Origin of the sequence: Streptomyces sp. NPDC007084 (genome assembly GCF_040703595.1) — a bacterium.
GTDB lineage: Bacteria > Actinomycetota > Actinomycetes > Streptomycetales > Streptomycetaceae > Streptomyces.
Map to the genome: position 1 here is coordinate 38,501 of NZ_JBEYFY010000052.1, position 9,189 is coordinate 47,689.

Consider the following 9,189-nt stretch of genomic DNA (forward strand, 5'->3'; position numbering starts at 1 on the left):
GCGGGCGGCGGCCCCCCCCCCCCCCCCCCCCGCGGGCGCCCGCGGGGGGGGGGGGGGGGGGCGGGGGCGGGCGGGCGGGGGGGGAGCCTGACACCTGAACAGCCCGGCTCCCCCGCCCACTCTTTCAGTCCGTCAAGGACCGGTCAGTCCAGGCCGAGCCGGGCGTAGACCCTGCCCTCGGTGTCGCGGACGACGACGTCGTGGAATTCCGGGCCGTCCTCGCCCCCGCCCTTCGGCAGCGCGGCGATGGCGTACCAGACGCCCCAGCCGGGGCTGCCCGGGAGTTCCAGGAGCCTGCCCTGCACGGCGCCGGCGGTGGTGGTGTGGACGGTGACCCGCGAGGCGGTGCCCTTGCCGCCGTAGTACAGGCCGGAGAGCAGGTAGTGATCTTCCAGACCCTGCGCCTGGAGCGACACCCCGGGCGTGCCGAGGTCGATGTTGCCGTCGACGACACTGCGGAACTGCGGGTCCGGGTCGTCCGGCGTCGTCCAGTGCTTGCCCTCCGGCGACAGCCAGATCCGCGACCCGTCGGAGAGCCGGACGCGCTGTCCGGGCGCGACGATCCGGGGGGTGGGGGCCTTCGCCGAGGACGCCGCCCCGGCCGGTGTGACGGTCCCGAGCGTCACCGCGCTCGGTGGGGCGGTGTCGTGCGCCGTCGTCCCCTGTGCGACGGCGTACGACACCGTGGGCAGCCCGAGCAGTGCCGCGGCGACGACGGTCGCGGCGACGTACTTCTTGGTCCCTGTCATTGAACGGACAACTCCTCGCGGTGTGCGCAACGTTCGGACGAGGGAGGGCGCCTCTCCCCCCGTACAAACTCCGTTCGCCCCGGCATCGGATGACACGGGTTCCCCACCAATTTCCGCGGCCGTGGACCAGCCGCCTCAGGCGTCAGGCAAGGGGCTCGTCACGCCCCTCGGTCCGCGGTCCGAACCCGAACGCGCCGCGCTGCTCGCCCTGTTGCGCCGCGCTGCTGGCCCTGTTGCGCCGCGCTGCCCACCCTGTTGCGCGGCCTGGGCTCTCCGGACGAGGCGCCCTAAGATCCATGACCATGGAAATATGGGGTGTTTACATCGCCGTCCTGTTGCTCGCGGGCTACTCCAGCCTCGCGGGCCGACTCGGCCGCACGGAACGCAAGATCGCCCGCGTCGAGCGCCGACTCGACCTGATCATCGGCCACTTCGGCATCCAGGAGGATTCCTCCTCGTTCCCGGAAGTCGCCGAACTGCTCCGGGACGGCAAGAAGATCAAGGCGATCAAGGCCTACCGCGAGGCCACCGGCGCGGACCTCGTGGAGGCCAAGAACGCCGTGGAGCGCATGCTCTGACCCGGACACAGCAGACACGGCAGACACGGCGGACACTGCGGCCACCGCAGCCACTGCGGCCACTGCCGTCGGCGAAGCCCGCCGGGCCGCCCGGCGCCGGGCCGGGTCAGAGGGGCGGCTGGGCCGGGGCCGGGCCCAGGGTGGTCGTGCCGGGCGTCGTGCGGTGGCCGAGACCCGTGCGGTAGGCGTCGAGGGCCGCCTCCACGCGGCCCGTGCGGCGCAGCAGGTCGCCCAGCAGCCGGCACAGGTCGGCAAGGTCGCCGGCCGCCCCCGCCCGTTCCAGCAGGCTCATGGCGCGGACGTAGTGCTCCTCCGCCGCCTCCGTGTCCCGGGCGTCCTCCGCGATGATGCCGAGCAGCCGGTGCGCGGCGGCCGAGTGGATCGCGCCCCGCTCCGAACTCAGGTCACCGAGCACCTGGCGCAGCAGCGCCCCGGCCTCCTCGGACTTGCCCCGCCGGTGCAGCACGTCGGCCAGCTCCACCGCGACCTGACTGGTGTAGAGCGCGGCCCGCTTGGCGGAGAGCATGGCCTGCGCCTCGCGCAACTCGCCCTCGGCGCGCTCCAGTTCGCCGTTCTGCGCGTACAAGTAGCCGCGCATCCAGTGGCAGTTGGCCAGTTCGGTACGGATCTGGAGCTGGCGGTACAGCTCGGCGGCCTTGCCGAGGGACACGTCGGCCTCGGCGATCCGGCCCTCCGCGATCATCGTCCGCGCGACCGACCGGTGCATGCGCGCCACCAGCGCCGGGTCCCCGACCTGCGGTGCGAGGGCGAGCGCGAACTCGGCGGCCTGGGCGGCCCGCGCGTGCGCGCCCATGTCCATGTAGGGCGCTATGACACCCGTGTAGAGGAGGAGCAGCGCCTCGGGGTCGTGCAGCCCCGTCCGGTTCAGCTCGTCGAGCGTGGACTCGAACAGGTAGCAGGCGTACCGGAGTTCACCGGCGAGGTAGTGGGAGGTGGCCCGGCCGCGCACGGCCGGCACCCGCTGCGGCAACGGGGCGTCGGCGATCCGCTGCTCCGACTCCTCGAAGCGCCGCCGCGCCGTCTCCAGGTCCCCGGTGTCCAGGGCGCATTCGCCGAGCCCGAGCAGCGCCGCCGCCTCCTCGGCCACCAGCCCGTGCGCGACCGCCTCCGCGAGCAGCGCGGTGTACGCCTCGGCGGCGACCTCGGCCTCGCCGGTGGCCAGCGTGCGCTGCGCGTCGGTGAGCCGCAGCCGCAGGTCGGTGGCGAGATGCGCGGGCCGCCCGGTCGCCAGCTCCTCGTAGGCGATCCCCAGCCGCTCCGCGATGTGCCGCAGCGCCGGCTCGGAGGCGCGCACGCGGCCCGCCTCCAGGGTGGAGATGTACGCGGGGGTATAGGCGGGTTCCGCGAGCTGTTTCTGCGTCAGACCCCGCTTCGTCCGCAGTTGCTGCACCCTGCGCCCGATGATCTCCGGGCCGTCACGCTCCGCCATGGGTTAAGCATGCCATTAAGCGGAGTTAACCCGGTCCAACTTTTGACTATTGTCCAACTCCCTTGCCCCCCTTGCGAGGTGAGCCCGGGAGCCTCTACGTTAAGCGGCGGATTAAGCATGCTTAATACGCCGCTGTTGTTGCGAGGTCACCGTGCTCCGACGTATTTCCGCGCGCTACTCCAGAGGCTTCCTCGCCGCGCTCCTCGCGGTCGCCGCGCTGGTCACGGTGGCGAACGTCGGCCCGGCGCGAGCGGCCGTACCCGGGGCGCACCCGGTCGAGCGGGGAGCCCTGCCCGCCGTCCGGTGAACGGCCCGCGCCGGACCCGTCGGCTTCCCCCGGGCCGACGGCGAGACCGGCCGGCGCCGTCCGCGCGTCCTCTCCCGCGCGGACGGCGCCCACCGCGCACCCCATAGGCGCCCGCACCCCACAAGCGCCCACACCGCAAAAGGAACCGGCCCGCCCGGCGCCGGCAACCGGGTCGCCCGGCGACCGGACCGGCTGGCCGGCGCGCAGCACCCCCGCAGCACCCCTGGACCGCCGCCGGCGAGGCATACGCTGAGCCGGTGACCTCAGCCGCAGCCCGTATCACCCGCGACCTCACCGCCGACCTGCCGGTCCCCGCCCTGGAGGAATTCTACCGGGACCTGCACCGGCATCCCGAACTCTCGCTCCACGAGCACCGCACGGCCGCCGCCCTCGCCGCCCGGCTGCGCGCGTCCGGGTACGAGACGACCGAGGGCGTGGGCGGTACGGGCGTGGTGGGCGTCCTGCGCAACGGGGACGGGCCGACCGTCCTGCTGCGCGCCGACATGGACGCGCTGCCCGTCCCCGAGCAGACCGGACTGCCCTACGCCTCCCAGACCGCCGGGGTCATGCACGCCTGCGGCCACGACCTGCACGTCACCTGGCTGGCCGGGGCCGCCGCCGCGCTCGCCGCCGGCCGCGACACCTGGTCCGGCACGCTGGTCCTGGTCGGGCAGCCCGCCGAGGAGACCGGCGAGGGCGCGGCCCGCATGGTCGCGGACGGGCTCCACGAACGCTTTCCCCGGCCCGACGTCCTGCTCGGCCAGCACGTGGCACCCGGCCCCGCGGGCCTGTACGCGCACTCCCCGGGGCTGATCATGTCCGCCTCGACGGACATCGACATCGTGGTGCGCGGGCGGGGCGGGCACGGTTCGCGGCCCGAGACCACCGTCGACCCGGTGGTCACGGCCGCCTACATCGTGACCCGGCTCCAGACAGTCGTCAGCCGGGAGATCGCGGCCCGCGACTCCGCCGTGCTGACGGTCGGTCGGATCGAGGCCGGCACCCGGCACAACATCATCCCGTCCGAGGCGCGGCTCGCCCTCAATCTGCGGACCCAGTCGGCGGAGGTGCGGGAGCGGATGATCGCCGCCGTACGCCGGGTGGCGGCGGGCGAGTGCGCGGCGGCCGGCTGCCCGCGCGAACCCGAGGTCACGGTCGGCAACGACTTCCCGGTCACCGTCAACGACACCGAGACCGACCGGCGGATCGCCGCCGTGCACGGCGAGGTCTTCGGCGCCGGGACGGTCCTCGACCCCGGTCCCGCGATGGGCAGCGAGGACTTCTCCCGGCTCGCGGCCGGCGGCATCCCCTACTCCTACTGGTTCGTGACCAGCACCCCGGCCGACGTCTGGAACGCGGCCCCCGGCGGCGACAACCTGATGGCCCGCCTGGAGGCCGTGCCGAGCAACCACAGTCCGCACTTCGCCCCGGACCTCTCCACGGTCGCGCCGGGCGTACGGACCCTGGTGTCGGGGGCGTTGGCCTCACTCTCCGTGAACTGAACTGAACCCGGGTTCCGGCCCCCGCGTCGTCGGGGGCGGGGTCGAGTCGGGTCCAGGTCGGGTCAGGGCGGGTCGGGTCGGGTCGGGTCGGGTCGGGTCGGGTCGGGTCGGGGCCAGGGTGCTCGTCCGATCAGGTCTGCGTCTGCAACTGGCGCAACTGCTGCCGGACATGGTCCAGGGCGCCTTCCCGGCGGCCGGGCACCCGCAGTCTCAACGCGGCCAGCTCCGCGCCGAGTTCACGGGCCCGCGCCGGTTCGCCGACCCGGCCCCACTGGTGGTGCGCCCGGTCCACGGCCGACTCCACCTCCGGCGCGTTCGGGGCCTGCCCCGCGTCCAGCCGGGCCGTCGCGACCGCCAGCCAGGTACGGCAACTGCGCTCCGGGTCCCCCGCGAACATCGCGAGGTCGGCCCGTACCTCCATCCAATGCAGTTCCTGCTCGGAGCCCGGCCCGTGCAGCCGCGCCGCCTCCTCCTCGCGGGCCCCGGCCAGCGCGAGCGCCTCGTCGTGCCGGCCCGCCCGCACGGCGGTGGTGATCGTCTCGTGCGGGTCCGCCGCGGGAGCGGGAGCAGAGGCGGGGGCAGGGGCGGGGGCGCCCGGCGGCGTGAGCGGCATCGGCGGTGCGGTGAGGGGCAGTTGGGGCGCGGGCGCGGACCGGGCGGGTCGTTCGGCGTCACCGGCCGGTAGGGGCGTGTGCGGTGGAGGTGTGTCGGGCCGAGGTGTGTCGGGCCGAGGCGTGTGCGGTGAGGGCGTGTGCGGTGGCAGCGGGGTCGCCGGGGTGAACTCCGGTGCGGGCGGCCAGGGTTGTCCGGCCCAGGACTGGCCGGCGGCGGGCCGGAACGGGGACGCGCCGGCCGCCGGGACGACCGCTTTCGATGCCGTCCCGGCGTTCACGGTACGGGCCCGCGCCGCCGGAATCACCGTGGCCACGGCCGGTCCGCCCAGGGTGACGGGGCCGGTGCGGACGGCCCGGCCCGGGGTGAACACCAGGTCGGCCGGGCCAGGACGGTCCGCCTCCTCGTTCGACGCCCGCGTCAGCGCCTGCTCGTGGAGCCGGACCAGCGGCGGCCGGTGACCGCTGCGCAGCAGGGTGGCGACGGCCTTCATGTACGCGGGCTGGGCCAGCGTGCGGCGCGGGGGCGGCGGGGCCACCCTGCCGTACAGCGCGGCCGACGGGCCCGCCGTGAGCGGACGCCCGGACAGCAGGTCCCAGCTCTCCGCGTCCGCGTGCAGGTCGACGATGACACTGGTCAACCCCGCCGGCCGCAAACGGAGTTCCTCCGCGATCCAGTGCCAGGGGAAGGCGGTGTAGCGGACCGTCGCCGGGGTGGTACGGGCCAGCGCGAGGTGGGGGAGGCGCTGGCGGCGGTCCAGTTGGAGCTGTCCGGTGACGAACATCGTCAGCGGACCCGGTGCCGTCGCCGCCGCGCGCAGCCGGGTCAGTACGGCCTGCGGCTCCAGCGGGTCGGCCAGTTCCACCACGTTCGCGGTCTCGGTTCCCGACAGCACCGCCGGGGCGACGGCCGCGAGCACGGGGAGCACGGACGCCGCGTCCACCAGACATCCCCTGCCCACCGGCGAGGCCGCCAGAAGCAGCACGGTTCCGGGCATCGGTTCCCTCCCCCATCGATCACGTACGTCAGCACCGTAACCGCTGCGCCTGCAAAGAGGGGCCGCGATGGCCGGGAACACCGCCCGTCCGTACGGAGGTTGCCGCCCCCGGGTCCGGTGATCCGGGTCCGGGAATCCGGGTCCGGGAATCCGGGTCCGGGAATCCGGGTCCGGGAATCCGGGTCCGGGAATCCGGGTCCGGGAATCCGGGTCCGGTGATCCAGGTCCGGGAATCCGGGTCCGGTGATCCAGGTCCGGGAATCCGGGTCCGGTGATCCGGGTCCGGGGTTCGCGGCCACCGTCAGGCGGACCGGCCGCACCGACAGGTTCCCGGGGCCGGCGTCACGTGACGTCGTCCAGGTCCGCCGCGTAGCCGCGCGACCGGCGGCGTACGGCGAAGATCGTCGTGTCGTCGGCGAGCCGGCCGGCCGAGTGGCGCAGGGTCGCGTCGCGGATCAGGTGGACGAGCAGGTCCGGGTCGGCGGCGGCCGGGTCCCGGGCCACCGCCTCGGTGACCGCCTCCCGGAGCGGGAAGAACGCGCCCGCCGTGTCACGGGCCTCGGTCACCCCGTCGGTGACCAGCAGCAGTGTCTCGCCGGGAGCGAGCGGTACGCGGAGCACCGAGGGCGGCTCGGCCGTCAACTCGCTCAGCCCGAGCGGCAGTCCGTTGCCGGGCGGCAGGTTCCGCACCCCCTTCGGACCGATCACCAGGGGCGGTTCGTGGCCGAAGTTGACGACCTCGACCGTGTCCGGGGTGTCCTCGGGGAAGGCGACCAGGACCCCGGTCGCGAACCGGTCGCCCTCGTCGCGGCCGAGCGCCGCGCAGTAGACGACGTGCCGGATCATCCGGACCTCCAGGCGTCCGGCGACCGTCTCCAGGAGCGGTTCGTGGTAGGCCGCCTCGCGGAACGTGCCGAGCAGCGCTGCCGCCGCCTCCACCGCGCCGAGCCCCTTGCCCTGGACGTCACCGAGCAGCAGCCGGGTGCCGTGCAGGCCCGGCTGGATGTCGTAGAAGTCGCCGCCGACCCGGGCCTCGCTGTCGGCGGCGAGATAGACGGCCGCGTGGTCCAGGCCGCCCCAGCCCGGCGCCATCGGACGCAGCACCGTGCGCCGGGTCGTCTCGGCGACGTCCTGCATGTGCAGCATGCGCCGCTCGCCCCGCGTCCGCACCAGGCAGGCGAGCACCGCGAGCAGACCGCCCGCCAGGACCAGGATGAAGTCGGGCAGGCCCGTCTGGTACTGGTGCGGCCATGAGCTGTCCATGACGATGTAGGTGAGCAGCGACAGCACGGCGAGGGCCGTCGTGCCGGCCACCCCGCAGATCGCCGCCGCGATCGCGGGCACCAGCGCGACCCAGGAGATGATCCGGAACCGGCCGGAGGTGTTCGCGTCGAGCAGCGCGATGCCGATGAGGAGCAGCATCGGGGGCATCCAGGCGACACTGTGCCCGCGCACCAGCAGCGGCTTCTGCCGCTGGACGGCGTCGCGCCGCCCGGCGCGCGGGAGCTGGTCGAGCAGGGATCTCCGGGCGGCCACCGTGCCGTACCGCCTTTTCCTCCAGGGCCGGGCGTCGCGGACCCGGGCCGGTCCGGGCGACGGTCCCCGCCTCGATCAGTACGCCACCGACATCCGGCCGTGCGGGTGGACGGGCATCTCCAGCTGGTCCACGAACGCCATCGCGTAGTCCTCGGCGCTGATCCGGCTGTTGCCCTCGGCGTCGAAGAGCATCCGGTCACCGCCGATCCGGAACTCGCCCGTCCGCTCGCCCGGGGCGATCTCGGCCGCGGGCGAGACGTACGTCCAGTCGAGGTCCTCGACGTCGCTCCGGTAGAAGGCGAGGGTGTCGCGGTGGGCGAGCGCCTCGGGGAGGTAGGCGTCGGGGAAGTCGGGGTGCTCGCAGGCGGGCCGGCCGGGCGCGACCTCCAGGGTGCCCGCGCCGCCGACGATCACGAGCCGCCGTACCCCGGCCGAGCGGACCCCGTCCACCAGGGACTGGTTGAGGGCGAGGAAGGGTTCGCGCGGATCGGAGCCGTCCCGGGGCGGTACGCAGGCCGACGCCACCGCGTCCGCGCCGGCCACCAGTTCGGCGACCTTCGCGGGGTCCGAGGCGTCGGCCGCCGTCGCGGCGATGCCGGGCACCGGGGACTGGCCGGACCGGCTCACCGCGACGACCTGGTGTCCGCGCGCCGACGCCTCCGTGGCGATACGGCTGCCGACCATGCCGGTGGCGCCGAAGAGTACGAGCTTCATGGACCTCAGCGAAGCACGCGCCCATGATCACCGCATCCCGGCACGCGGCCGGAAGGAGCACACGCCGTCGAGGGCGACCGGAGGGGGCACACGCCTCCGGGAGAGGGGCGAGGGGCCTGGTGAAGGGCCGGTTCCGGCCCGAGTTGCCAGGGGGTCGGGCGGGGTGTGACCTGGAAGCCGGGGGCGAGCAGAGAGGAGTCCTCCCATGGCGCATGCCGCACCCGTGTCACGGACACCGCGCACCACCTCCGGACCCGTCGACGTGTTCAGCCCGCGGGCCCACAGCGTCGGCAGGTGGGCGGTGCCCGTGGCCGCCGGTCTCGTCTACGGCTTCTGGGCCGCCAACATCAACCGGGACGCCGGCGCCTTCACGGGCTGGAACGTCCTGTTCGGCTTCGTGTCGGCGATCGTCTTCGCCGCCGCGTTCTACGCCGTCCTCACGCTGACCAAGGCGACGCATCCCGCGCTGCACGCGCTGGCCTGGACCGTGTTCGCGGGCTGCGCGTTCGGCTTCATCTACAGCCAGACCGACGCGACCATCCTGCGGTCGGTGTTCATGTCCCTGGGAGTCTCCGTGGGTGTCTTCGCGGCGGCCTTCTACCACTACTACACGCACGAGGACGCGCAGGGACGGGCGCGGTGACGTACTGGGCGTGTCCGCAATGTCGGTGGGTCGTTGGTCCGTTCGTGGTGCGTCGTCATGAAGTGACTGATCAGGCTTGGGCGGTGATCGGGCCGTTGCTG

Annotated in this window: 9 protein-coding genes; 4 read left to right on the top strand and 5 right to left on the bottom strand. The window is 74.1% G+C overall.

Annotated elements, in window-relative coordinates; translation table 11 throughout:
- Nucleotides 1–143: 143 nt before the first annotated feature.
- The gene (locus AB0912_RS28940; protein ID WP_366704893.1) at nt 144–749 is read right to left on the bottom strand and encodes a hypothetical protein; all 606 of its coding nucleotides are present in this window, start codon (nt 747–749) and stop codon (nt 144–146) included.
- Nucleotides 750–1,045: 296 nt separating this feature from the next.
- On the opposite strand from AB0912_RS28940, the gene AB0912_RS28945 reads away from it, so the two are divergent.
- On the top strand, nt 1,046–1,327 hold the full coding sequence (locus AB0912_RS28945; RefSeq protein ID WP_366704895.1) for a ribosomal protein L7/L12: 282 nt from the start codon (nt 1,046–1,048) through the stop codon (nt 1,325–1,327).
- Nucleotides 1,328–1,433: 106 nt separating this feature from the next.
- Here AB0912_RS28945 and AB0912_RS28950 read toward each other — a convergent pair whose 3' ends face one another.
- A complete protein-coding gene (locus AB0912_RS28950) occupies nt 1,434–2,777 on the bottom strand; it encodes a helix-turn-helix domain-containing protein (RefSeq protein WP_366704897.1) in 1,344 nt (447 codons plus the stop codon).
- 151 nt (nt 2,778–2,928) lie between these two features.
- Between AB0912_RS28950 and AB0912_RS28955 the strand changes: the two genes are divergently transcribed.
- Both AB0912_RS28955 and AB0912_RS28960 read left to right on the top strand, forming a co-directional pair.
- The gene (locus AB0912_RS28955; protein WP_366704899.1) at nt 2,929–3,084 is read left to right on the top strand and encodes a hypothetical protein; all 156 of its coding nucleotides are present in this window, start codon (nt 2,929–2,931) and stop codon (nt 3,082–3,084) included.
- 257 nt (nt 3,085–3,341) lie between these two features.
- Entirely contained in the window at nt 3,342–4,586 is a 1,245-nt protein-coding gene (locus tag AB0912_RS28960; RefSeq protein WP_366704901.1) for an amidohydrolase, read from the top strand.
- 130 nt (nt 4,587–4,716) lie between these two features.
- Here AB0912_RS28960 and AB0912_RS28965 read toward each other — a convergent pair whose 3' ends face one another.
- The 3 genes from AB0912_RS28965 to AB0912_RS28975 form a co-directional block, all read right to left on the bottom strand.
- Nucleotides 4,717–6,195 (bottom strand): hypothetical protein, encoded by a 1,479-nt coding sequence (locus tag AB0912_RS28965; RefSeq protein ID WP_366704903.1) that lies wholly within the window; start codon nt 6,193–6,195, stop codon nt 4,717–4,719.
- Nucleotides 6,196–6,537: 342 nt separating this feature from the next.
- Entirely contained in the window at nt 6,538–7,731 is a 1,194-nt protein-coding gene (locus tag AB0912_RS28970; RefSeq protein ID WP_366704905.1) for a PP2C family protein-serine/threonine phosphatase, read from the bottom strand.
- 75 nt (nt 7,732–7,806) lie between these two features.
- Nucleotides 7,807–8,445 (bottom strand): NAD(P)H-binding protein, encoded by a 639-nt coding sequence (locus tag AB0912_RS28975; RefSeq protein WP_366704907.1) that lies wholly within the window; start codon nt 8,443–8,445, stop codon nt 7,807–7,809.
- Nucleotides 8,446–8,650: 205 nt separating this feature from the next.
- On the opposite strand from AB0912_RS28975, the gene AB0912_RS28980 reads away from it, so the two are divergent.
- Nucleotides 8,651–9,088: a hypothetical protein gene (locus AB0912_RS28980; protein ID WP_366704909.1), complete on the top strand. Its 438-nt coding sequence runs from the start codon at nt 8,651–8,653 to the stop codon at nt 9,086–9,088.
- The last annotated feature ends 101 nt before the right edge of the window (nt 9,089–9,189 follow it).

Coding starts and splice junctions, on each gene's coding strand:
- AB0912_RS28940 (WP_366704893.1), bottom strand. CDS start 749: ATGACAGGGACCAAGAAGTACGTCGCCGCGACCGTCGTCGCCGCGGCA.
- AB0912_RS28980 (WP_366704909.1), top strand. CDS start 8,651: ATGGCGCATGCCGCACCCGTGTCACGGACACCGCGCACCACCTCCGGA.
- AB0912_RS28945 (WP_366704895.1), top strand. CDS start 1,046: ATGACCATGGAAATATGGGGTGTTTACATCGCCGTCCTGTTGCTCGCG.
- AB0912_RS28975 (WP_366704907.1), bottom strand. CDS start 8,445: ATGAAGCTCGTACTCTTCGGCGCCACCGGCATGGTCGGCAGCCGTATC.
- AB0912_RS28965 (WP_366704903.1), bottom strand. CDS start 6,195: ATGCCCGGAACCGTGCTGCTTCTGGCGGCCTCGCCGGTGGGCAGGGGA.
- AB0912_RS28950 (WP_366704897.1), bottom strand. CDS start 2,777: ATGGCGGAGCGTGACGGCCCGGAGATCATCGGGCGCAGGGTGCAGCAA.